This window comes from Rathayibacter sp. VKM Ac-2929 (assembly GCF_022815495.1).
Classification (GTDB): Bacteria; Actinomycetota; Actinomycetes; order Actinomycetales; family Microbacteriaceae; genus Rathayibacter; species Rathayibacter festucae.
This window is the reverse complement of sequence record NZ_JALGRV010000001.1, coordinates 880,497-903,654: the sequence shown is the minus strand read 5'-3', so window position 1 is coordinate 903,654 and position 23,158 is coordinate 880,497. Positions and strand designations below refer to the sequence as shown.

The window sequence follows — 23,158 nt, the reverse complement described above, 5'->3', positions numbered from 1 at the left end:
CAGGCGGTCCCGCGGCTCCGACGCGCCCGAGCGGACCACTTCTCCTCCCCCGCGTTTGGAACCCGGAGGAGGGGGGTACGAGGGAGAGGTGAACGACTCGATCCAGCCGGGCTCCGCGCACCGCACCGCGGAGGACGCCCCCGCCCCGCGCGCCGCGCGGCTGCGCGGAATCCTCTTCGACCGCGACGCGACGCTCGTGATCGACGTGCCCTACAACGGCGACCCGGCGCTGGTCGAGCCGATGCCCACCGCGCTGGACGCGGTCGAGCGGGCCCGCGAGGCGGGACTGAAGCTCGGCGTCGTCACGAACCAGTCCGGCATCGCCCGCGGCATCATCGACCGCGCGCAGGCCGACGCCGTGAACCGCCGCGTCGACGAGCTGTTCGGCGGCTTCGACGCCTGGATGCTCTGCCCGCACGGCCCCGAGGACGGCTGCGCCTGCCGCAAGCCCGCGCCGGGCATGGTGCTCGACGCCGCGCAGAGCCTCGGGCTGCCCGCCGGCTCCCTCGCGGTGATCGGCGACATCGGCGCGGACGTCGGCGCGGCTGCGGCCGCGGGGGCCCGCGGCGTGCTCGTGCCCACCCCGATCACCCGGGCCGAGGAGGTGGCCGCCGCTCCGCTGCGCGCGGCGACGCTCCTCGAGGCCGTCGAGCTGCTGCTGGCGATGCAGCCGGACGAGGACGCCGAATGACCCGCCGCGTGCTGGTGGCGCGCCTCGATAGCGCCGGCGACGTGCTGCTCTGCGGACCGGCCGTCCGCGCGATCGCGGCCGACGCCGAGGTGCTGCTGCTCGCCGGACCGCAGGGCGCGCCCGCCGCGGCGCTGCTGCCGGGGCCGACGCGGGTCCGCACCTGGTCCTGCCCGTGGATCGGCGACGCCTCGCGCCCGGTCGACGCCGCCCTCGTGGCGGAGCTGCGGTCGATCGTCGAGGAGTTCGCTCCGGACGAGGCCGTGATCCTCACCTCCTTCCACCAGTCGCCGCTGCCGCTCGCGCTGCTGCTGCGCCTGTCCGGCGTCGCGCGGATCTCCGGCGCGTCCGTCGACTTCGCGGGGGCCCTGCTCGACGTGCGGCTGGTGCCCGGCGAGACACTCGTGGAGGACCAGCCCGAGCCGGAGCGCGCGCTCGCCATCGCGGCGGCCGCGGGCTTCGCGCTGCCCGAGGGCGACGACGGGCTCCTGCGGGTGAATCGCGAAGGCGTCCTCCCCGCCGCGCTCGAGGGCGTCGGACCGTACGTGGTCGTGCATCCCGGTGCAGCGGTTCCCGCGCGGGCCTGGCCCGCCGAGAACGCGGCGCGCGCGGTCGAGCTGCTCGCCGACTCCGGAGTCGCGGTCGCCGTCACCGGCGGCCCCGGCGAGCGCGCGCTGACCGCGCAGGTCGCGGGCAGCCGCGGCATCGACCTCGGTGGCGCCACCGACTTCGCCGGCGCGGCCGAGGTGCTCGCCCGCGCCGAGGTCGTCATCAGCGGCAACACCGGGCCGGCGCACCTGGCGGCGGCTTCCGGCACCCCGGTGGTCAGCCTGTTCGCGCCCGTCGTCCCGGCGATCCGCTGGGCGCCTTACGGCGTCCCGGTCGAGCTGCTCGGCGACCAGCAGGCCGCCTGCGCCGGCTCGCGCGCCCGCGTCTGCCCCGTTCCCGGCCACCCCTGCCTGGCGGGGGTGAGCGCCGAGGAGGCGGTCGCCGCCGCCCAGCGGCTCCGCGCGCTCCCGCGGCGCGACTCCACGACATCCACCACGACACCCTCGGAGGCGCTCGCATGAGGATCCTGCTCTGGCACGTGCACGGCGGCTGGGCGGACGCGTTCGTCCGCGGCGACCACGAGTACCTGCTGCCCACCACTCCCGCCCGCGACGGCTGGGGCCTCGGCACCGGCGGCCGCGACTGGCCGAACACGATCGAGATCGCCCCGGAGGAGCTGCGCGACGCCGACGTCGACGTCGTCCTCCTCCAGCGCCCCGACGAGCTGGCCGAGGCGGAGCGCCTGCTCGGGCGGCGGCTCGGCCGCGAGATTCCGGCGGTCTACGTCGAGCACAACACGCCCCGCGGCGACGTGCCCGACAACCGCCACCCGCTCGCCGACCGCGACGACCTCCTCCTCGTGCACGTCACGCACTTCAACGCGCTGATGTGGGACACCGGATCGACGCGCACCACGGTGATCGAGCACGGGATCAACGACCCCGGCCCCCTCTACACCGGCGAGCTCGCGCGCTTCGGCGTCGTCATCAACGAGCCGGTGCGCCGGCAGCGGGTGACCGGCACCGACCTCCTGCCGCGCTTCGCCGCGGTCGCCCCGCTGGACGTCTTCGGGATGAAGACCGAGGGCCTCGTCGGGACGCCCGGGCTGCCCGCCGACCGCCTCGACGTGCTCGGCGACGTGAAGACCGGCGCGATGCACGCGGAGCTGGCCCGCCGCCGGGTCTACCTGCACCCGTTCCGCTGGACCTCGCTCGGCCTCGCGCTGCTCGAGGCGATGCACCTGGGGATGCCGGTCGTCGCGCTCGAGACCACCGAGGCCGGCCGCGCCGTGCCGCCCGAGGCGGGCGCCATCTCGAACGACCTGGACGCACTGGCCGCCGCCGCCCGCGCGCTGATCGAGGACCCGGAGCGCGCCGCCGTCGCCGGAGCGGTCGCCCGCGAGGCCGTGCTCGCCCGCTACAGCCTCGGCCGCTTCCAGCGCGACTGGGACGAGCTGCTCGGCGACCTCACCCGCAGCCGGCCCGCCCGGCGCGACCTGTCCACCGCCGGAACCGCCGGAACCCGCGAAGGGAGCTCCCTGTGACCTCGACCCGTCCCCTCTCGATCGCGATGGTCTCCGAGCACGCCAGCCCGCTGGCGACGCTCGGCGGCGTCGACGCCGGGGGCCAGAACGTGCACGTCGCCGCGCTCGCCGACGCGCTCGCGCGCCGCGGCCACCGCGTCACCGTCTACACGCGGCGCGACGACGCCTCCCTCCCCCGCCGGGTGCCCTTCACCTCCGGCGTCGAGGTCGTGCACATCGACGCGGGCCCGGCCAGCAAGGTGTCCAAGGACGAGCTGCTGCCGTTCATGGGCGACTTCGCCGTCGACCTCGCGAACGACTGGCTCGACTCCCGCCCCGACCTGGTGCACAGCCACTTCTGGATGTCCGGGGTCGCCGCGCTCGACGCCTCCGAGCGGGTGGAGCGCGCCACCGGGCGCCGCGTGCCCGTCTTCCACACCTTCCACGCGCTCGGCGTCGTGAAGCGCCGCCAGCAGGGCGCGCTCGACACCAGCCCCGAGGAGCGCGCCTGGCTCGAGCCCGGTGTCGGCCAGCGGGCGGACGGCGTCGTCGCCACCTGCTCCGACGAGGCCTTCGAGCTGAAGGGCCTCGGCGTGCCCACCTCGAGCATCTCGGTGGTGCCCTGCGGCGTGGACCTCGAGCGCTTCACGCCCGACGGACCCGTCGCCGAGCGCACCGCGCGCGTCCGGCTGATGAGCATCGGCCGCCTCGTGCCCCGCAAGGGCATGGGCCACGCGATCGAGGCGCTCGCCCGCCTGGTGGCTGACGGCTGCGACGCCGAGCTCGTCGTCGTCGGCGGCTCCGGCTCGGGCGACGCGCTCATCGCCGACCCGGAGTACCAGCGCCTGCACGGCGTCGCCGAGGGCCTCGGAGTCGCCGACCGCGTCGTCTTCGCCGGCCAGCTCTCGCAGACCGAGATGCCGGCGATGCTCCGCTCCGCCGACATCGTGATCTGCGCGCCCTGGTACGAGCCGTTCGGCATCACCCCGCTGGAGGCGATGGCCTGCGGCGTGCCGGTGGTCGCCTCCTCCGTCGGCGGGCTGATCGACACGGTCGTCGAGGACGTCACCGGCGTGCACGTGCCGCCGCGCGACCCCGAGGCCCTCGCCGCGGCCCTCGCCGCGCTGATCGCCGACCCCGAGCGCGCCCGCGCCTACGGAGCCGCCGGCCGCGCCCGCGTCGAGTCCCGCTACTCCTGGGACCGCGTCGCCGCGGACACCGAGCGCGCCTACCTGACCACCCTCGCCGGACTCGGCGACGGCGGTGCCGCCAGGAGCGGCACCGCTCGCACCTCCCTCTCCTCCACCCCCCGGAAGGCGGCCCCGCGCAGATGAGCATCGACACCGTTCTGGACACCCCGACGGGCACGCCGTCCGACACCTCGACGGACGCCGCCCGGCGCCTCGTCGACGACCACGTCGCCCGCGCGCTCGACGTCGTCGCGCAGCTGGAGCGGCACTCCGACCGGATCGTCGCCTGGGGCGTCGAGCTGGCGGACCGCCTGCACACCGGCGCCCGTCTGCTGGCGGCCGGCAACGGCGGCTCGGCCGCGGAGGCGCAGCACCTCACCGCCGAGCTGGTCGGCCGCTTCGACGGCGATCGCATCCCGTTCTCCGCGATCTCGCTGCACTCCGAGACCTCGAGCCTCACCGCGATCGGCAACGACTACGGCTTCGACCACGTCTTCGCCCGCCAGGTCACCGCGCACGCCCGCGCCGGCGACGTCGTCGTGCTGCTCTCGACCAGCGGCCGCAGCGCCAACCTGCTGCACGCGGCCGAGGCGGCCCGTGCGGCCGGCGCCCGCACCTGGGCGCTCACCGGCGACGGACCCAACCCGCTGACCGAGGCCTGCGACGAGTCGATCGCGCTCGAGGGCCACGGCTCGAACGTGCAGGAGGCGCAGCTCGTGCTGGTGCACGCGCTCTGCCGGGCGTTCGAGCACCGGATCCGCGTGCGGACGGGAGCGGCCGCGTGAGCCGCCTGCGGATCGCCGTGGTCGGCGACGTGATGCTCGACGTCGACCTCTCCGGGCCGGCCGAGCGGCTGAGCCCCGACGCGCCGGTGCCCGTGGTCGACGTGTCGACCCGCGGGGTGCGCGCCGGCGGCGCCGGGCTGGTGGCGCGGATGCTGGTGCGCGACGGCCACGAGGTCGTGCTGGTGACGGCGCTGGCCGACGCCGCCGATGCCGATGCGGCCGAGCTGCTCGCCGCCCTCGACGGCGTCCGAGTGGTCGCCGGGCCCTCCGGCGCGCCGACGCCCGTGAAGACGCGGGTCGCCGCCTCCGGTCAGGCGGTCGTCCGCTTCGACCGCGGCTGCGAGCGCCCGCCGGTGCCGACCGTGACCGAGGAGATGCTCGCCGCGCTCGGCGAGGTCGACGCGGTCGTCGTCGCGGACTACGGCCGCCGGCTCACCGAGGACGCCTCGCTCCGCGCGGCCCTCGACGCGCTCACCGTGCCGCTGGTCTGGGATCCGCATCCGCGCGGGACCGAGCCGGTCGCCGGGACGACCCTCGCGACGCCGAACCTGGGCGAGGCGACCGGCTTCTCCGGGGCGAGTGGCCGCGGCGTCACCCTCGCCGAGACCGCCGCGACGACGTTGCTCGAGCGCTGGGGCTGCGGCGCGGTCGCGGTGACGATGGGCTCCGGCGGTGCCCTGGTCCGCTCGCGCGGCGCCGGCGTGCCGGTGGTGCACCCCGCCGCCGCCGTGCCGCCGACCGATCCCTGCGGGGCGGGCGACCGCTTCGCCGCCTCCGCCGCCGTCGCGCTGGCCGGCGGGGCCACCCCCTCCGAGGCGGTCGGCGCGGCCGTCGCCGCGGCCGGCGCCTACCTGCTCGCGGGCGGAGTCTCCTCCCTCGGCACTCCGGCCGACACCGCCGCCCTGCACGGGGCGTCCGGAGTGGACGCGCTGCGCGTCGCCGAGGCCGTCCGCGGCGCCGGCGGCACCGTGGTCGCGACCGGCGGCTGCTTCGACCTGCTGCACGCCGGCCACGCCCGCACCCTCTCGGCCGCCCGGGCGCTCGGCGACTGCCTGATCGTCTGCCTCAACTCCGACGACTCCGTGCGCCGGCTCAAGGGACCGGCCCGGCCGATCATCCCCGAGGACGACCGGGTCGACCTGCTGCTCGCGCTCGAGTGCGTCGATGCGGTCCTCGTCTTCGGCGAGGACACCCCCGACGAGGCGCTGCGCCGCATCCGCCCGGACGTCTGGGTGAAGGGCGGCGACTACTCCGCCGAATCGCTGCCCGAGACCGCGACGGTCGCCGAGTGGGGCGGCCGCGTCCTGACGGTGCCGTACCACGCGGGCCGCTCGACCACCCATCTCGCCGCCGCGCTCGCGCGCGTCGGCTGACCGCGTCGGCTCCGGCCGACCACCGCCCCGCTGCGCCGATCCCGTCGGCGCTGACGATCCTGGAAGGGACACCCATGACCACCACCCCCACCCCCATCGGCCGCGTCCTGATCACCGGAGGCGCCTCCGGACTCGGAGCCGCCGTCGCCGCCGCCGTCACGGCCGCGGGCGGCACCCCGATCGTCCTCGACCGCGACGTCTCGAACGTCCAGGAGGGCGTCGCCGCCTACCAGGTCGACGTCGCCAAGACCCGCGAGGCCGAGAAGGCCGTCGTCGAGATCGCCCGCGAGCACGGCGGCCTCGACGCCGTCGTCACCGCGGCCGGCATCGACCGCTGCGGCCGCCTCGTCGACGTCGAGCCGGAGGAGTGGGAGCGCGTGATCTCGGTCAACCTGCTCGGCACCGCCGCCGTCGTCCGCGCCGCGCTGCCCTTCCTGACCGAGACCCACGGCCGCGTCGTCACCGTCGCGTCCTCGCTCGCGATCAAGGCCGTCTCGGACGCCACCGCCTACTGCGCGTCGAAGTTCGGCGTGCTCGGCTTCACGCGGGCGCTCGCTGCCGAGACCAAGGGTGAGATCGGCGTCACCACGCTGATCCCCTCCGGCATGAAGACCCGCTTCTTCGACGACCGCGACGCCCAGTACAAGCCGGGACCCGACGCGCTCCTCAACGACCCGGAGAACGTCGCGAACGCCGTCATGTTCGTCCTCGGCCAGCCCCGCGGCTGCGAGGTCCGCGAGCTCGTCATCACCCACGAGGAGGAGCCCTCCTGGCCGTGACCTGACGCCCCGGACGTCTGACGCTCCCCCGCGTCCGACCCCTCCCGCGAGATGCCACTTATGAGCGCGACACGCCGGTGTCGGTGCTCATAAGTGGCATCTCGTGGTGGGGGGGGCAGGGCCCGGGCGACGTCAGCGGGTGGAGGCGAGGACGCCGCGGACGTCCTCGAGGACCCGGGCGACGGGGACGTCGTCGACGAAGGACAGCTCGTGCTCGCAGCGCGGAGCGGTCCAGCCGACCTGGGTGACGTCGATGCCGCAGATCGGGCAGCGGGTCGTCCAGCTCAGCTGCACGCGGTGGCGCTGGCGGCCGAGGGGCTGGGCGTTGATGGCGTTGCCGACCCAGAAGACGCCGACCGTGGGCGCACCGACCGCCGCCGCGAGGTGCCGCGGTCCGCTGTCGTTGCCGAGCACGAGGTCGGCGAGCGAGAGCAGCGGACCGAGATCCGGGAGCTCGACCCGGTCCGCCCAGGACACCGCGCCCGGAGCGCCCGCGACGATCGCCTCCGCGGCGGGCGCGTCGGAGGCGTCGCCCACGACGAGCACCCGCGCCCCGTCGGCCAGCAGCGCGCGGGCGACCTCCGCGAAGTTCGCCGAGCTCCAGCGGCGCCGGACGTCGGTCGCCCCCGGGTGGATCAGCACCAGCGGCCCGCCGGCGGGCAGCGCGGCGGCGAGGCGGTCGCGGCGCTCCGGGTCGACCTGCAGCGACGGCTCGAGCCGGACGGCGGGCGCCCCGGCGAGCCCGACGATCTCGAGCGCGCGCAGCATCTCGTGCTGGTAGTAGACGTAGGGGATCGTGCACTCCAGCTCGGCCGCGTCGTCGGTGCGCGAGCCGATCGTGTGCCGCGCGCCGAGGCGCTGCAGGAACGGGTTGGAGTAGCGGCCGCCGCCGTGCAGCTGCACCGCGAGGTCGAAGCGCCGCGCGCGCATCCGCTCGGTGAAGTCCTCGACGACCCGAGGGTCCTCGCCCTCGCCGTCGCGGACGCCCTGCGCCACCGGCAGGATCTCGACGTCGGTCACCGGCGAGTCGACGCCCTGCAGCAGCACGCGGTGCGCCGGAGTGCCGAGCAGCACGATCTCGGCGCCCGGGTAGGCGGCGGCGAGCGCGTCCACGGCGGGCAGCGCGAACAGCAGGTCGCCGAGTCCGCCGCCGCGCAGCACGGCGATCCTCTCGACTCCGTCGAATCGGTCTCGGAGCGGGGCGATGGCGACCACGGGCGTTCCTCTCGGTGGGCGGAGCGCGACGGCTCCGGGGGAAGGGGCACTCCTCCTCTTCCCCGCCGGGGGCGATCCGAAACCGTCGACGAGCGGTCGGGGCCCGCACGACATCAGCTGAGAAGGGAGGGCCTCCGCTGTGGGGGGGGGGGAGGGACCCTGCTCTCAGCTGATGTCGTGCGGCAGCAGTCCGCCCGGCCCGCTCAGCGCTGCGGGTGGATGTGCACCTTGCGCGCCGACTCCGAGCTCGCCGCGGCGAGCGCCTCCGCGTAGTCCGCGAGGCCGAAGGTGTGCGTGACCATGCGCGCCGCCAGGTCGGGGAGCGTGACGACGTCCTCGACCGCGGCCGGGTAGGAGGTGGCCAGCGACTGCGAGCCGACGATGGTCAGCTCCCGGTCGAACAGGTCGTACGGGAAGAGATCGATCGACGCGGTCGGGCTCACCACGCCCATCTGCAGCAGCGTGCCGCGCTCGGCGAGGCGCACGAGCGCGTCGGACACGGCGGAGGGGTGTCCGCTCGCCTCGATCACGAGGTCGACATCGCGCTCGCTGCTCCGCTCGCCCGGTGCGAAGACGGCATCGACGCCGAACTCGACGGCGGCCTGGCGGCGGACGGCGCTGGGCTCGACGACGTCGATCCTGGCGCCGCCGCGGGCACGCACCAGTGCTGCCGCGAGCAGACCGATGGAGCCCGCTCCGTAGATCAGGACCCGCTGCCCCGCGACGGGGCCGACGCGGTCGAGGGCGTGCAGGACGCAGGCGAGGGGCTCGATGAGGGCGCCCGTGGTCCAGTCCATCCCCTCGGGGAGGCGGAAGACGACGCCGACCGGCACGCGGACCAGCTCCGCCACCGCGCCGTCGGAGGTGACGCCGATCGGCACGAGGTTCCGGCAGAGGTTCGTGGCGCCGACGTCGCACTGATCACAGTGCCCGCAGGCGACGTTCGGATCGACGCAGACGCGGTCGCCGACCGCGAACTCCTCGACGTCCGCGCCGATCTGGACGACGATGCCGGCGAACTCGTGGCCGGGCACGACGGGGAAGGTGCCGGTGGGGTAGTCGCCGGAGGCGAGGTGGATGTCGGTTCCGCAGATGCCGACGACCTCCGGCGCGATCACGACCTCGCTGAGCCCCGCTACCGGGTCGGGCAGCTCCGCGACGTCGATCGAGCCCCTGCCGTCGAGAACCACTGCGCGCATCTGAACACCTTCCGCTGTCGGGGCCGAAGGCGATCCTCGGCCCTGAGGACCCGCCGCCGCCCTGTGCGGGCGTGGCGAGTGCTGGACAAAGGCTAGCAATGTTTGTACGTACAGTCCAGACGAATCGCTCGCCAGCGGGACAGTAGGAACGAGGGTGTCCGCGCGGCACCCGATTGCGGCCGGACAGCACGCTGCTCCTGTCCAGCCGGTGAGGACAGTCCGTGCGTTACTGTCGGAGGGCCCGCCCCGAGAGGGCGGAGGACATCGATCGGAGACTGCGATGATCCCGCCCATCGAGCGCGACTCCCCCGTCCCCTACTACGAGCAGCTCTTCGGGATCCTGAAGCAGCGGATCGTCTCGGGCGGCATCCCCGCCGACGAGCGGCTGCCGAGCGAGCTCGAGCTGGGTCGCGAGTTCGGGTTGTCCCGCGCCACCGTCCGCCAGACGCTGCAGAAGCTCGAGACCGAGGGCTTGGCCCGCCGCGTGCCGCGCCGCGGGGTGTTCGCCGCCGCCCCCGAGCGGACGACCGGCTGGACCGTGCAGGACACCGCGGGCTTCCTCGACTCGCAGCTCCGGCACGGGCGCACCGGGATCGCGACGCGGGTGGTCGACGCGCGCTCGCTGGTCCCGCCCGAGCACGTCGCCCAGGCGCTGCGCCTCGCTCCGGGCACGCCCGTCTTCGCCCTCGAGCGCGTCCGCTCCCTCGACGGGACGATCGCCATGTTCAGCACCAACTGGTTCCCGAGCGAGGTGGCGCGCACGATCTCGACCGCGCAGGACGTCCTCGACGGCACCGGCTCCGTGGACAGCACCCTCCGCCGCGCCGGGTTCACGACCGACGGTGCGCACCGGATCATCCGGTCGATGCGCGCGCCGCAGCACGTCGCGACGCAGCTGCGGATCGGCTCGGAGGACCCCGTGCTCCGGGTGCGGTCCAGCTCCTGGAACCGGGACGGCTTCCGCTTCGACTACTACGAGACGTGGGTCCTGACGGACGTCGTGCCGCTGGAGGTGCTGGTCTCCGCGAGCTGAGCGCGGGTCCCCTGCCCGTGCACGCTCAGGCGCGCGGAGGAGAGCCGCCGAGCACCACGGCCGGCTCCGGATCCCAGCCGACGGCGCGCGCCGCGAGGAGCGCCGCCGAGACCGCGGTGACCTCCGGCTCGAAGATCGGCGTCGTCCGGTAGCCGTTCACCGCCGACTTGATCTCGACCCAGCCGGGCGAGTGCACCCAGCCGCCGGCGAGCCGTACTTCCGGCCGCTCCGGGGCTCCTCGGCGGACCGCGTCGACGGCGTCGCGCCCGGCGATCGCGAGCGCCCCCAGCACGGCGGACGCCCGCGCCCGCGGGTCCCGCGGGGCGTGCAGCGCGTAGGACGGACGTCCCCCGCCGCGACGACCCGGCACGAAGTACCCCGAGTCGAGGACCGGCAGCGGCTCGGAGCGCCCCGCCAGGAGGTCGCGGAGGTGCCCGTCGATGGCCGGGTCCTCCCCCGCCCAGGCCACGTTGCGCGCCAGCTCCTCGACCCGGAGCAGCGTCACGCCGGCGGAGCGGATCCCGGGCGCGACGTCGACCTGGTCCCGCCGCCCCGCCTCCGGCAGCGGCGACTGCGTCACGACGACCTCGGCCGTCCCCATCGAGTCGAGGACCGCTCCGGGCGCGATCTGGTCGACGCCCCAGCCGCCGATCGGATGGTCGTGCCCGCCCGCGACCACGACCGCGTCTGCGGCGAGCGCCCCCGCCTCGCGCAGGAGCGTCGAGCGGAGCGCGCCGACCACGTCCCCCGACCGCACGACCGGCGGCAGCAGCTCGACCGACCCGAGCGTGGCGTCGACCCGCTCGGAGGCCCACCGGCGATCCCGCGACCGCCAGGCCGCCGTGCGCGAGGCCAGGGTGTCGCTGAGGAACGGGCGACCACTCCAGACGACGCCGGAGTAGTCGGCCAGGGCGATCCAGGACGCGGCGCGACCCTCGAGAGGCTGCGTGCGCGCCCAGGCCCAGCCGACGAGGGTGCGGACAGGGTCGGTCTCGGCGTCGAAGCTCTCGTCGTCGTGGAGGCGTGGCCGCAGCGACCGGAAGACGCCCTGCCGACGCGGGTCGAACCAGGCGAGCGCGCGGGTCAGCGGGCGCAGGCCCCCGTCCACCAGGACGCCGTCCTCGCCGACCCCGACGGAGCAGATCGCCCGCACCACGCGGACGCCCCCGCAGACCTCGACGACCATCTCCTCGACGCAGCGGAGCAGTGTGACCGCGTCGACCGAGAGCTCGCCGTTCTCCCGTGGCGTCGCCCGGCCGGCCCGCGCGACGACGCGGCCGGCGGCGTCGAGCGCGACCACCTTGACGTTCGTGCTGCCGACGTCGACTCCGCAGGCGACCGCGTCCCGCTCCGTGCTGCGCACCCGTCCACCCTCCTCGACGCCCCGATCCATTCTCGCCACTCCCCGGTCAGGAGGCGGAGCGGCGCAGGAGAGCGGGCGCGGCCGCGGAGTCGTAGCCGAGCGCGGTCTTCGCCGCCGCGTGCTGCGCGAGGATCTGCGGCTGGGACGCCGAAGGCTGCAACTCCGTCGCCGTGCTCGTCCACTCGGGGAAGGCGCCGGACAGCGCGACCGCGGCCTGCATCGCGGCTCCCTTGGTCACGTACTCGTCGGGGTCGGGCAGGAGCACGGGGAGCTCCACGAGCTCGGTCAGGATCCGCTGCACCGCGAGGCTCCGCGCGGCGCCGCCGATCAGCAGCAGGCGGCGGGGGCGGATGCCGCACGCGCCGAGGGCGTCGAGCATCTCGACCTGGCTCGCGAGCGTCCCCTCGAAGACCGCCCGGGCGAGGTTGGACCGGGTGAGGCTGGTGAGCGAGGCCCCGTGCAGCGACCCGCGCGCGTCGGGCAGATCCGGCGTCCGCTCCCCTTCGAAGTACGGCAGGAGGGTGAGCCCCTCGGCCCCCGGTGCCGCGGCGAGCGCCAGGTCGGACAGGTCCGCGTAGCTGCAGCCGAGCAGCGCCGCGCCGAGCTCGAAGTTGCGGGCGGCGTTGAGCGTCGCCACCAGCGGCAGATGGGCGCCGGTCGCGTCCGCGTAGTCGCAGACGTAGCCGGCGTAGTCGCGCACCGGCGAGGACGACCGGGTGTAGACGACTCCGGAGGTGCCGAGGGAGAGGACGACGTCGCCCTCCTCCAGGCCGAGCGCCAGCGCCGCGGCGGCGTTGTCGCCGCTGCCGATGCCGAGCGCGAGCCCGGCGGGTATCCCGGGAGCGCCGGCGCCGGTGAGCCCGGCCGCGGCGAGCGGCGGCAGCACTTCCGGCAGCAGAAGGTTCCGGCCGAAGGCGTGCTCGACGAGGTCGCGGTCGTACTGCCCGCTGGCGGCGGACCAGTACGCGGTCCCGCTCGCCTCGGAGCGGTCGGTGACGAGAGCGCCGATACCGCCCTCGCGCCCGCGCAGCCGCCAGGTCAGCCAGTCGTGCACGATCGCCACGGCCGCGGTCCGGCGCGCCGCGTCGGGGTCCGTGTCGCGCAGCCAGCGCAGCTTTACCGCGGTGTCGGAGAGCGTGATCGGCAGCCCGGTGCGCCGGATCCACTCGTCGCGGCCGAGCTCGGCGTTGAGGTCCCGCATCTGCGCGTGCGAGCCGGTGTCGTTCCAGAGCGGAGAGGCGCAGACGACCTCGCCGGCCGCGTCCAGGAAGACAGGGGTGTGCTGCTGCCCGCTGACGGAGACCGCGAGGACGTCCTCCAGGCCGCCGGCGCGGTCGACGGCCCGCAGCAGCGCGGTCCACCAGACGTCGGGGTGCACGATCGTCTGCGGCGGGTGCTCGGCCTTCCCCTCGCGGACCGCCCGCCCTGTCTCGAGATCGCGGACCGTGACCTTGCAGGCCTGGGTGGAGGAGTCGATCCCCGCGACCAGCCTCGCCGGAGCGCCGCGCGTCACGACGGCAGTCCCCGGAGGTGCTGCCACTGCTCCGCGGTCCGGGCGGACCATGCGGCGAGCAGGGCGCGGCGGTGGGGATCGGGGTGCACGTCGAGCGGGTCGCAGTCCTCCCAGCGCGCCGCGACACCGCTGGCGAGGGCCTGCGCGCCTCGCGAGACGACCTCGGGGAAGCGCGAGACGCTGAGGCTCGTGCCCAGCAGGTCCGCTTTCAGCTGCAGCCAGAGCGGGTTCCGGCTCGCCGGACCGATGACCTTGATGCGCTCGGGCGGCTCCGGGAACAGCGCAAGCACGTCGCGGAACTGCACCGCGAGCCCGAGGAAGCAGCCCAGGACGAGCTCGTCCCGGCCGGTGTCGCTGCGGAGCCCCGCGATGATCCCGCGCGCCGCTGCATCCTTCGCGGGCGGAGGGCTGCCGCGGAACTGCGGAAGCACGAGCGGGAGTGCGTCGACGTCGACCCCGCCCTCGAGGTAGCGGCGGTGCGCGGTGCCGATGGTCGTCGACAGCTCCTCGGCGTCGATCCCGAGCAGCGACTGCAGGGTGGCGAAGGCGGACCCGCCGGTGGGGATCGAGGCGAACAGGGTGGACCCGGCGCCGGTGCAGGCGATCCCGTTGGCGAGCTTCGCGCGCTCGGCGTCGGCGCCCAGCTCGGGGACGTCGCGCAGCAGCAGCAGGCCCTCGGTGGTGCCGGTCGAGTTCAGCAGCTCCCCCGAGCGCAGGTCCGCCCCGATGGCGCCGACCATGTGGTCGTGACCGGCGACGTGGACCGTCGCGTCCGGCGGGAGCCCCGTCTCCCCGGCGGCCCCGGCACTGAGGGGCGTGCCGTCCGCCGCCGTCCGCAGCTCGGGCAGGACCTCGACGCCGACGCCGAGCAGCGCCGCCACCTCGGCCGACCAGGTGCGGGTGCCGAGGTCGAGCGCCATCGTGCGACTGGCGAGGGAGTACTCCGACCAGCGCCGCCCGGTGAGGGTCGCGGCCAGGTGCTCGGCGATGTTCAGCCACTGCGCGCCGGCGGCGTCCTCGCCCGCCTGCTCGAGGGCCCAGGCGATCTTCGACAGGCCGTAGTTCGCGTTGACCGGCAGACCGGTGGAGCGGTAGACGAGCGAGCGGTCCGCGGCGGTGAGCCCGGCGAGCCGCTCCGCTCCGCGGTGGTCGTGCCAGAGGATCATCGGCGATGCGAGCGAGCCGTCCGAGCGGACGAGGCCGCCCGACTCCCCCACCGCGGTGATCGCCAGCCGCTCGACGCCCGCGCGGAAGGACGGGTCGAGGCCGCGCACGAAGGCGATCAGCCCGCCCCGGAGCAGGTCGACCTCGTAGATCTCGCCCCATGCGTCCTGCCGCGTCGGCGTGCCCTCTCGCGCCGAGGCGACGAGGCCACCGTCCGCGTCGAAGGCGCACAGCTTCACGCTGGTCGTCCCGATGTCGATCGTGATGGTGGGGAGCATGCCGGCCCCCGTCAGGCGACCGAGGGGTTCAGCGTGCGGATGCGCCGCTCGACCACGTCCGCGATCGCCGCCACCGCGCTGGTGGACACCCGGATCAGCGAGGCCTCCCGGTTGTTCGCGTTGTAGGCCTCGCCGAAGGCGCGGATCATCGCGTTCCGGAGGTCACTGGCGACGTTCACCTTCACGACGCCGAACTCGTGCAGCCGGGCGAGCTGCTCGTCCGGCAGCCCCGAGCCGCCGTGGACGACGAGCGGGACGCTGCTCGCGGCGCGGACCCGCGCCAGGAGGTCGAAGTCGATCGTCGCGCCGGGCACGTAGCCGTGCTGGTTGCCGACCGAGACCGCGAGCATGTCGCAGCCGACGGCGTCGATGAAGTGCTTCACCTGATCAGGGTCGGTGGTGCTCGCGTGCTCGGGTGCGACGTCGTCCTCCTTGCCGCCGATGCTGCCGAGCTCCGCCTCGAGGGCGATCTCCGGGGCGCAGAGAGCCCGTGCCTGGGCGGAGACGCGCACGTTCTCCTCGTAGGGGTGCTCGGAGTAGTCGATCATCACCGAGGTGAAGTCGGCGGCGAGCGCGCCCTCCACGGCAGAGAGCTCCTTGCCGTGGTCGAGGTGCAGCGCGACGGGCACGTCCGTCGACGCCAGGCGCCGGCTGACCATGTCGTGGATGTACTCGTAACCCGAGAGCGCGACGTTCGTGGGCGCCACCTGGATGAAGGTGGGCACGCCGACGCGCTCGACCGCCTCCACGATCCCCATCGTCGTCTCGATGTTGGTGGTGTTGAACGCTCCGGCGACGAGGCCGCGGGAGGTGCACTGGCTGATGACGTCGATTCCGCTGACCAGGGGCACGGCGGGTCCTTTCGTGTGGTGCGCCGGGGTGGCCGGCGAGGAGCGGGACGCGCCGAGGGGTCGCTCCCGTGGGAGGGGCGGCGGCGATCGCCGCGCGCCCCTCGGGATCAGCGGCCCTCGGCCGGAGCCGCCGGGGCGGTGGAGCCGGAGAGGTCGTCCAGCGGGCGGCCCTCGGCGACGACGCGCTGCGCCTCCTCCGGCACCTGGAGCCAGCGGACCGAGACGCCCGCGAGCACGTAGAGCGCGGCGAAGACGATGGTGACGCCGCCGGCGCCGATCGGCCCGAGGAGCAGCGCCACGATCAACGGACCGACGAAGGTCGCCGCTCCCGCGCCGAGGTTCAGCACGGCGATCGAGTTGCCCTTCTGGCCCGGGGCCATCAGCGACATCAGGACCGAGATCGGGGTGAAGCCGGCGAGCGTGATCCCGAACAGAGCGGCGCAGAGCGCGGCGACCCAGTACTCGTCGCTGACCGCCGTCGGCAGGAAGTAGAACGCCAGAACGCTCACGGCGGAGCCGATGCAGCCGAACCAGCGCAGCGTGCGGTGCCAGCCGAGGCGATCGCTGAGGACGCCGAAGAACAGGTTCGCGAAGATGTTCGAGGCACCGAGGATGAAGACGAGCTGCAGCCAGCCCGCCGTGCCGAAGCCGAGATCGACCGCGAAGACGGTGGGGAAGAACACGAAGAGCCCGAACTGCGGCGCCGTGTTGACCACGCGGACCAGGCAGCCGAGGCCGACCCGGGGCTGGGTGAAGGCGATGGCGACGCTGTTCACCAGACTGCGGCCGGTGCTCACCCCGGGAGCTGCGAGGCGGCCGCCGCCACGGGCCTTGCGCAGACCGACGAGGGAGACGAGACCGCCGAGGACCACCAGGCCGAGCGAGAGCCAGAACGTCTCGTACTCGCCGAGGACGGGGACGGTGCCGGAGGCGACGAGCGAGCCGAGCGTCGGCAGGCCGCCGGTGAAGGCGAAGTAGAACCAGCCGACGGCCGAGCCGAGGCGGTGCGCCGGGCTCGCGCCGAGCACCCAGACCAGGAAGCCGTAGGCGAAGAACGGGTAGGCGATGCCGCGCAGCCCGTACACGATCAGCATCAGGGTGAAGTTCTCGGAGGGGAGCGCCACCGCGAGGAACACCACCTGCAGGCTCGCCCAGAGGACCAGGCCGATGACCATCACCCGGCGCGGGCCCCAGACGTCGGAGAGGGCACCGGAGAGCCAGGAACCGAGGGTGACCATCAGCCCGTAGACCGTGATGATGACGGCCGCGTTGGTCTCCGACCCGGCGCCGTTGTCGGCGAGGTAGGGCGCGATGTACCCCGACTCGACGCCGTCGCCGATCATGAAGAGCAGGAGGCCGACGAAGCCCCAGACGAGGGGCTTCGGCAGGCCGATCCTCTCGATGAACGAATGCGGCTCGGGGCCCTGAGCGCGGATGCTCGTCGTCGCTGACATGCGGATCCTTCGGTCGTGGTGCGGGAGGAGTTCCGCGAGGCGGTGGGCCGAGGGCTCGACGCGGGAGGAGAGATGCGCTGACCGCCTCATGCGGACTGTACGTACAGAACGTACCATGAGAACGCCGGCCACGGCGAGGGCGTCAGCCGTCCCGGCGAGACGGCCGTGCGCTCTCGGAGCTCAGTCGGCGGCGAGCGCCCCGCGGCGGATCTTGCCCGCGTCGTCGCGCAGCGGTGAGCGCTGGAGCCGCAGAGCCCGCGGCGCCCGCGAGCCGAGGTGCTCGCGCGCGAAGGCGAGCAGCTCCTCCTCCGTCACGTCGCTCTCCGCGATGTCGACCACCGCCTCCACCGCCTGGCCGGGCTCCGCGTCCGGGACGCCGAAGGCGACCGCTCCGCGCACCGCTGGGTGCTCCTCCAGCACCCGCTCGATCTCCGCCGGGTAGACGTTCACCCCGCCGCGCAGGATCAGGTCGTCCGCCCGGTCCAGCACCGTCAGGTAGCCGTCCGCATCGACGGAGCCGAGGTCGCCGAGGGTGTCCCAGCCGTCGTCGGTCCGCTTCGACTCCCCGCCGAGGTAGCGGTAGGTCGGCTCCCCACGGCGCATCTGCACGAGCCCCGGCTCGCCGACCGCGCACTCCGACCCGTCCTCGCGCAGCACCCGCAGCTCGGTCCCGCCGATCGGCCGGCCGACGCTGCCCGGCCGCTCCAGCCACTCGTCGCCGCGGATCATCGTCAGCCCGTTCGACTCGCTGCCCGCGTAGACCTCGACGACCTTCTCCGCACCGAGCCAGTCGATCAGCGCCCGCTTATCGGCGGGCGGGCACGGCGAGCCCAGGTGCAGCACCGTCTCGACCGACGACACATCCGCGACCCGGTGCGCGGGCGTCCGCAGCAGCCGGTGGATCATCGTCGGCACCAGCAGCGCCCAGGTCACCCGGTGCTCCGAGATCGCCGCGAGCACTCGCGCCTCGTCGAAGCGCGGCAGGATCACCAGCCGCTGCCCGGTCAGCAGCCCGCGGAAGGCGTAGGTGAAGGTCGCGGAGTGCGTGAGCGGCCCGGCCACGAGCTGCACCCCCTCCCGCGGCAGGAACGCCGCGACCGGCTGCGTCGGATCCATCAGCGCGGGCGCCGCCGCGAGCACGATCTTCGGCCGCCCGGTGCTGCCGGAGGAGGCGGGCGCCTTCCACGACGCAGCCCAGATGTCGGGCAGCTCGTCGTCCGGCAGCGCGGGGTCGGGCGCGAAGCCGGCGGGGACGAAGGGCACGCCCGCCAGCTCCACGCCGATGCTCAGCGACGGCCGCCCGAGCGCGCCGACCTCGGCGAGCTCCCGCGCCGACAGCCCGCGCGAGAGCGGCTGCGGCGTCGCGCCCGCCTTCCAGATCGCCGCGCAGGCGAGCACCAGCTCGGCGCTGTTCGGCAGCGAGACCGCGACGAGCGAGTCCGGAGTGACGCCCCGCGCCGCGTAGGCGCGCGCGAGCCGGTTCGAGGCCAGGTCCAGGGCGCCCGCGGTGAGGATCGCGTCGTCCGCGACGACCACGACGCGCTCGGGGTCCCGCTCGGCCAGCGCCGAGAAGCAGCGCGAGAACGACCGGCGCATCAGGCGGCGCCCGCGTGAGCCCGGTACAGCGCCTCGTGACTCGCGGCGACGTCGTCCCACGAGTGCGAGAACGCGAGCTCCCGCCCGGGCCCGGGCTCCGGCGCCGCCCCCGCGAGCGCCGCGGCGAGCGCACCCCGGATCCCCGTCACGTCGCTCCCGTACGCCACCGTCTCCCCGAACACCTCGCGCAGCACCGGCAGATCGCGCGCGACGACCGGCACCCCCGCGGCGAGCGCCTCCATCGCCGCGAGCCCGAAGCCCTCCTTGGTCGAGACGAAGCCGAGCACCGCCGCACCGGCGACGAGCGCCGCGAGCCGCTCCTCCGGCACCGTGCCGAGCACGACCGGCGTCACGCCCAGCTCCGCCGCCCGGCGCTCGAACTCCTCGCGGTAGCCGCGGTAGTCGAACAGCGTCTCCCCGCCGCCGAAGACGAGCGCGGTCCCCGGAGCCAGCCCCGCGAACGCCTCAAGCAGCTCGATGCTGCCCTTCCGCGGCTCGATGCCGCCGAGCGCGAGCACGTAGCGGCCGAGCTCGGCCCGCCACTCCCCCGCGGCAGCACCGCCGGCCGCGGCTGCGAACCGCGCGGCGTCGACGCCGTTCGGGATCACCGCCGGCGCCCGCCCCCAGCCCGCCGCCACCTCGTCCGCGACCGCCCGCGACACCGCGAGCAGCCCGGCCGGCCCGGTGATCGCGCGCTCGTGGCAGGCGATCAGCGCCGGCGTCGTGAAGGCGTCGAGATGGTGCACGGTGCGGAGCAGCCCGCCGGCCCCCGCGAAGCCCGCGTCGAGCGCGGCGTTGGCCGAGATGCAGTCCTGCGCGTGCACGACGTCCCACTCCCCGCCGTCCTCCCCCAGCGCCACCGCGAGCGCGTCGAGCGAGCGGACGATCCGGTCGCCGACGTCCTCCCCGTCGCGCGCCGCGAACGGGACCACCCGGACCGCCACCGCGGGTTCGACCGCGCGGAAGAAGGCGGAGTCGCCGCCGCGGCCGAGCGTCCAGACGGTCACCTCGTGCCCGCGCCGGGCCAGCGCCTCCGACAGCGCGAGCGTGTGCACCACGCCGCCGCGGGGCTTCGTGGAGTAGGTCAGCTGCGCGATCCGCACGGGGTCTCCTTCAGGCGGGGCGACGCCCACGGGCGGCACCGGTCGGACGGGCGGGCCGGGAGCTCAGACGGCGGGAGCCGCGCGGTGGTACGCGTGCTCGGCGCGGTCGCGCAGGTGGTCCATGCTGCGGCGGGCTCGGGCGACGGAGGCCGAGACGTCGTCGGTCGCGAGCGCCAGCCCGCCCTTCGCCCAGGTCTTCGCGAGGATCTCGCCGGCCGGGTCCACGACCTTCGCCTGCCCGAGGAAGCGCAGCCCGCCGAGCACCCCGGTCTGGTTCGAGGAGACCAGGTAGACCTGGTTCTCCGCGGCGCGCGCGCAGTCGTAGAGGTCGAACAGGTGCGCCTGGCGGTCGTTGCGGATCCGGTCGGAGCGGTCGGTGACGCTCGCCGGCCAGGCGCTGAGGCAGCAGAGGATCTCGGCCCCGTCGAGGGCGAGCGAGCGCGCCGACTCCGGGAAGGTCTTGTCGAAGTCGATCATCATCCCGATCCGCCCCACGGCCGAGTCGAACGAGCGGAAGGAGGCGCCCGCGGCGTACGCCTCGGACTCGCCCAGCGGCAGGTGCACCTTGCGGTGCGTCCCGATCACCTCACCGCCCTGCACGCAGACCGCCGAGTTGTAGCGCCGCACCTCACCGCCCTCGAGCGCGCGCTCCGCGATGCCGAAGCACACCGTGGTGTCCCCCGCCATCGCCGCGACGGCCGCCACCTCCGGCCCGTCCACCTCCACGGCCTGCGGCAGGTCGTCGGGGCCGGGGTGGTGCATGTCGAGGAGGTAGCCGCCGAGGGTCGCGTCGGGCAGCACCAGCAGGTCGATCCCGCGCTCCTGCGCGCTCGCGATCATGCCGGGCAGCTTGACGAGGGTGCGCTCGATGTCGCGGCCGAAGTGCGCCGCGACCGCGGCCATCGTGATCGTCGACATGGTCCTTCTCTCCCGCCCTCTGCGGGCGGCCGGTGCGCCGGGGCGGACGGAGAGCATCCGCCCTCCTCCGCCCCGCGCGGCAGAGCGGTGCGCTCGGGCCGAGCGCGTGGCCGTCACCGTACCGCGGCGCCCTCGAGCCGGTCCATCCGCGCGCCGCCGAGCAGCTGCTCCGCCACGTGCTCCGCGTCGCGCGCGATCGCCTCGAAGCGCCCGGAGCCCCAGGTGTTCAGCCACGGCAGCCCGAGGAAGTGCAGCCCGGGCACAGCGGTCGCGCCGCGCCGGTGGGTGGGGTGCCCGGCGCCGTCGAAGACGCCGATCTGCATCCAGGAGTAGTCGGAGCGGAAGCCGACCGCCCAGACGATGCTCGTGATCCCGGCGGCCGCCAGGTCCAGCTCCTCGATCTCGCGCTCCGGCCGCCAGACCGGCGCGTACCGGGCCTCGGTCGGCGCCGAGACCCCCGAGCGCTCGATGTAGGCGTCGATGTCGTTCTTGATCGACTCGGCGACCGAGTCCGCGTAGTCGAGCGACGCCTCCGCCGTCGGGGCGAATCGGAGCGACCCGCCGTCGACCTGCTGCAGCCGGCCGTAGAGCGTCATCCCGTCGCGCGCGAACGCCCGCAGGTCGATGTCGCGGCCGCCGCCGCGCCCGGTGACGTAGTGGTTGGTCGACTCCCGCTTGGAGAGCCCGCCGACCTGCGCGTGCACCGGCACGTCGTAGACGCCCATGTCGGCGAGCCAGGCGACGCAGTCGCGGCCGCGGTAGAACCGGGCGACCCGCGGGGCCGTTCCCAGCGCCAGGTGCACGTCGCGCCCCTCGAGGAAGAGGTCCTCCGCGATCTGCGCGCCGGACTGGCCGGAGCCGACCACGAGCACCCCGCCCTCCGGCAGCGCCGCGGCCGAGCGGTAGTCGGCCGAGTGCAGCTGCACGATCGAGTCCGGGATGCGGTGCGCGACCGCCGGGAGCACCGGCCGGTGGTAGCCGCCGGTGGCGACGACGACCTGGTCCGCCGTGATCGTGCCGCGCGAGGTGACGATCTCGAACGCCCCGTCCGCGCTCTCGCGCATCCGGAGCACCTCGGTGTCCTCGGCGACGGGAGCGTCGAATGACTCCGCATAGCGCCGCACCCAGGCGTGCACCTCGGCGCGGGTCATGAAGCCGTCGGGGTCGTCGCCGTCGTAGGGGTAGCCGGGCAGCCGGCACTGCCAGTTCGGCGTGACGAGGGTGAAGTTGTCCCAGCGGCGGTCGATCCAGTCGTGCGCGATCGTGTCGCGCTCGATCAGGAGGTGCTCGACGCCCTGGTCGGTGAGCAGGCGGCTGATCGACAGCCCGGCCTGGCCGGCGCCGATCACGGCGACCGGCATGTGCCGGCCGTTCTCGAGCGCGGTCATGCGCGCGCCCCCTGCGCGGACGCGGGGACGGAGGCCGGAGGCAGCGGCGGATCCATCGCCAGCACCCGCACGCGGCCGCCGTCGAAGCGCGCGGCGGCCGCGAGGATCTCCGACTCCTGCTGCAGCGCGGAGGTGCAGGCGAAGCCGAACTTCGCGCGCACCCGCTCGCTCGCCAGCCGCAGAGCCTCGGTCGAGCGCCCGACGAAGTCCTCGATCGGGTAGCTCTCGCCCTCGGCGAGGTAGTCGTGCATCACCAGGCTCGGCGAGTAGCAGCGCTCCTCGACGCCGTCCGGCCAGCGGACGTGGAAGGTCATCTCAGGCATGGACCAGCCCTCCGCTCCAGACACGGTCGATGTCGTAGGCGTCCGGCCGGCGGTCGCGGAGGTGGAACATCCCGCCGCGCATCGCCTCGAAGGTGCCCCGCACGTCGATGTCGGCGACCGCCATGCCCGAGCCGAGCAGCGTCGTCGCGAGGATGTTGCCGCCCGGATCGACGACCTTCGCGTTGCCCACGTAGCGGAGCGACCCGAAGGTGCCGGACTGGTTCGACGCCAGCCAGAACACCTGGTTGTCCAGGGCCCGCGCGATGTCGAACTGGTTGAAGCGGTAGGTCCAGCGGTCCTCCTGCAGGTTCTCCGCCGTCGCCGTCCGCGCGGCCGGCCAGGCCGAGAGCGAGGCGATGATCTCCGCCCCGTCCAGCGCCATCGAGCGGGCCGCCTCCGGGAAGGCCTTGTCGTAGCAGATCTGCAGCCCGACCCGGCCGACCGGGGTCTCGAAGACCGAGTAGCCGGGCCCGGGCGAGTACGACATGTGCTCGCCGAGCGGCTGGTGCACCTTGCGGTAGCTGCCGTAGATCTGCCCGCCGTCGAGCAGGGCGGCCGCGTTGTAGCGGGTCTCGCCGTCCGCGTCGAGCTCGCAGAAGCCGATCGCGACCAGCAGATCGCCGGCGATCTCCTGCACCCGGCGCAGCTCCGGCCCGTCCAGCGCGATCGCCGGGGGCATCGAGCGGGTGGTCGTCTTGACCGTGTCGCCGTGGTTCCCGAGCGAGGAGAGGTAGCCGCCGATCGCGGCCTCGGGCAGGACGAGGAACTCGACCCGCTTCTCGCGGGCCTCCTCGGCCAGCGCGGCGATGAGCGCGTAGTTCTGATCGAGGTCGCGGGTGAAGTTCGCCGCGACCGATCCGACGACGGTCATGGC

At 74.7% G+C, this 23,158-nt stretch carries 21 protein-coding genes; 8 read left to right on the top strand and 13 right to left on the bottom strand.

What is annotated here, in order from left to right:
• Positions 1 to 88 precede the first annotated feature (88 nt).
• The 7 genes from MT355_RS04005 (at position 89) to MT355_RS03975 (ending at position 6,886) form a co-directional block, all read left to right on the top strand.
• Entirely contained in the window at positions 89 to 691 is a 603-nt protein-coding gene (locus tag MT355_RS04005; RefSeq protein ID WP_308197296.1) for an HAD family hydrolase, read from the top strand.
• Positions 688 to 1,758, top strand: a complete 1,071-nt coding sequence (locus MT355_RS04000; protein WP_243598607.1) for a glycosyltransferase family 9 protein — start codon at positions 688 to 690, stop codon at positions 1,756 to 1,758. The genes MT355_RS04005 and MT355_RS04000 overlap by 4 nt, the downstream gene beginning before the upstream one ends.
• Complete coding sequence (locus MT355_RS03995; protein WP_243598606.1) at positions 1,755 to 2,780, top strand: glycosyltransferase; 1,026 nt, start codon at positions 1,755 to 1,757, stop codon at positions 2,778 to 2,780. The genes MT355_RS04000 and MT355_RS03995 overlap by 4 nt, the downstream gene beginning before the upstream one ends.
• A gap of 26 nt (positions 2,781 to 2,806) precedes the next feature.
• Positions 2,807 to 4,093 (top strand): glycosyltransferase, encoded by a 1,287-nt coding sequence (locus MT355_RS03990; RefSeq protein ID WP_243598711.1) that lies wholly within the window; start codon positions 2,807 to 2,809, stop codon positions 4,091 to 4,093.
• Positions 4,090 to 4,734, top strand: coding sequence for an SIS domain-containing protein (locus tag MT355_RS03985; RefSeq protein ID WP_243598605.1), 645 nt, complete (start codon positions 4,090 to 4,092; stop codon positions 4,732 to 4,734). Before MT355_RS03990 ends, MT355_RS03985 begins: the two co-directional genes overlap by 4 nt.
• A gap of 5 nt (positions 4,735 to 4,739) precedes the next feature.
• Positions 4,740 to 6,107, top strand: coding sequence for a PfkB family carbohydrate kinase (locus tag MT355_RS03980; protein ID WP_243598710.1), 1,368 nt, complete (start codon positions 4,740 to 4,742; stop codon positions 6,105 to 6,107).
• Between the two features lie 74 nt (positions 6,108 to 6,181).
• Complete coding sequence (locus tag MT355_RS03975; protein ID WP_123733999.1) at positions 6,182 to 6,886, top strand: SDR family oxidoreductase; 705 nt, start codon at positions 6,182 to 6,184, stop codon at positions 6,884 to 6,886.
• 132 nt (positions 6,887 to 7,018) lie between these two features.
• Here MT355_RS03975 and MT355_RS03970 read toward each other — a convergent pair whose 3' ends face one another.
• Together MT355_RS03970 and MT355_RS03965 are read right to left on the bottom strand one after the other, a co-directional pair.
• Positions 7,019 to 8,101 (bottom strand): glycosyltransferase family 9 protein, encoded by a 1,083-nt coding sequence (locus tag MT355_RS03970; RefSeq protein WP_243598604.1) that lies wholly within the window; start codon positions 8,099 to 8,101, stop codon positions 7,019 to 7,021.
• 203 nt (positions 8,102 to 8,304) lie between these two features.
• Entirely contained in the window at positions 8,305 to 9,300 is a 996-nt protein-coding gene (locus tag MT355_RS03965) for an alcohol dehydrogenase catalytic domain-containing protein (RefSeq protein WP_243598603.1), read from the bottom strand.
• 280 nt (positions 9,301 to 9,580) lie between these two features.
• Here MT355_RS03965 and MT355_RS03960 point away from each other — a divergent pair, with 280 nt between their 5' ends.
• Complete coding sequence (locus MT355_RS03960) at positions 9,581 to 10,333, top strand: GntR family transcriptional regulator (protein WP_243598602.1); 753 nt, start codon at positions 9,581 to 9,583, stop codon at positions 10,331 to 10,333.
• Between the two features lie 25 nt (positions 10,334 to 10,358).
• Here MT355_RS03960 and MT355_RS03955 read toward each other — a convergent pair whose 3' ends face one another.
• The 11 genes from MT355_RS03955 to MT355_RS03905 form a co-directional block, all read right to left on the bottom strand.
• A complete protein-coding gene (locus tag MT355_RS03955; RefSeq protein WP_243598601.1) occupies positions 10,359 to 11,696 on the bottom strand; it encodes an FGGY family carbohydrate kinase in 1,338 nt (445 codons plus the stop codon).
• Between the two features lie 46 nt (positions 11,697 to 11,742).
• Positions 11,743 to 13,209, bottom strand: a complete 1,467-nt coding sequence (locus MT355_RS03950) for an FGGY family carbohydrate kinase (RefSeq protein WP_243598600.1) — start codon at positions 13,207 to 13,209, stop codon at positions 11,743 to 11,745.
• Entirely contained in the window at positions 13,206 to 14,651 is a 1,446-nt protein-coding gene (locus MT355_RS03945) for an L-fuculokinase (RefSeq protein WP_243598599.1), read from the bottom strand. The genes MT355_RS03950 and MT355_RS03945 overlap by 4 nt, the downstream gene beginning before the upstream one ends.
• Positions 14,652 to 14,662: 11 nt before the next feature.
• Complete coding sequence (locus MT355_RS03940) at positions 14,663 to 15,502, bottom strand: class II fructose-bisphosphate aldolase (RefSeq protein ID WP_160090335.1); 840 nt, start codon at positions 15,500 to 15,502, stop codon at positions 14,663 to 14,665.
• A 107-nt stretch (positions 15,503 to 15,609) separates the two neighbouring features.
• Positions 15,610 to 16,956, bottom strand: a complete 1,347-nt coding sequence (locus tag MT355_RS03935) for an MFS transporter (protein WP_160090336.1) — start codon at positions 16,954 to 16,956, stop codon at positions 15,610 to 15,612.
• 180 nt (positions 16,957 to 17,136) lie between these two features.
• On the bottom strand, positions 17,137 to 18,552 hold the full coding sequence (locus MT355_RS03930) for an AMP-binding protein (RefSeq protein ID WP_243598598.1): 1,416 nt from the start codon (positions 18,550 to 18,552) through the stop codon (positions 17,137 to 17,139).
• The gene (locus tag MT355_RS03925) at positions 18,552 to 19,655 is read right to left on the bottom strand and encodes an MSMEG_0565 family glycosyltransferase (RefSeq protein ID WP_243598597.1); all 1,104 of its coding nucleotides are present in this window, start codon (positions 19,653 to 19,655) and stop codon (positions 18,552 to 18,554) included. Before MT355_RS03925 ends, MT355_RS03930 begins: the two co-directional genes overlap by 1 nt.
• A 63-nt stretch (positions 19,656 to 19,718) precedes the next feature.
• Positions 19,719 to 20,573 (bottom strand): carbon-nitrogen hydrolase family protein, encoded by an 855-nt coding sequence (locus tag MT355_RS03920; protein WP_243598596.1) that lies wholly within the window; start codon positions 20,571 to 20,573, stop codon positions 19,719 to 19,721.
• 113 nt (positions 20,574 to 20,686) lie between these two features.
• Positions 20,687 to 21,961: an MSMEG_0569 family flavin-dependent oxidoreductase gene (locus tag MT355_RS03915; protein ID WP_243598595.1), complete on the bottom strand. Its 1,275-nt coding sequence runs from the start codon at positions 21,959 to 21,961 to the stop codon at positions 20,687 to 20,689.
• Complete coding sequence (locus tag MT355_RS03910; protein WP_127887124.1) at positions 21,958 to 22,284, bottom strand: MSMEG_0570 family nitrogen starvation response protein; 327 nt, start codon at positions 22,282 to 22,284, stop codon at positions 21,958 to 21,960. Before MT355_RS03910 ends, MT355_RS03915 begins: the two co-directional genes overlap by 4 nt.
• A complete protein-coding gene (locus MT355_RS03905; protein WP_123447958.1) occupies positions 22,277 to 23,155 on the bottom strand; it encodes a carbon-nitrogen hydrolase family protein in 879 nt (292 codons plus the stop codon). Before MT355_RS03905 ends, MT355_RS03910 begins: the two co-directional genes overlap by 8 nt.
• Between the last annotated feature and the right edge of the window lie 3 nt (positions 23,156 to 23,158).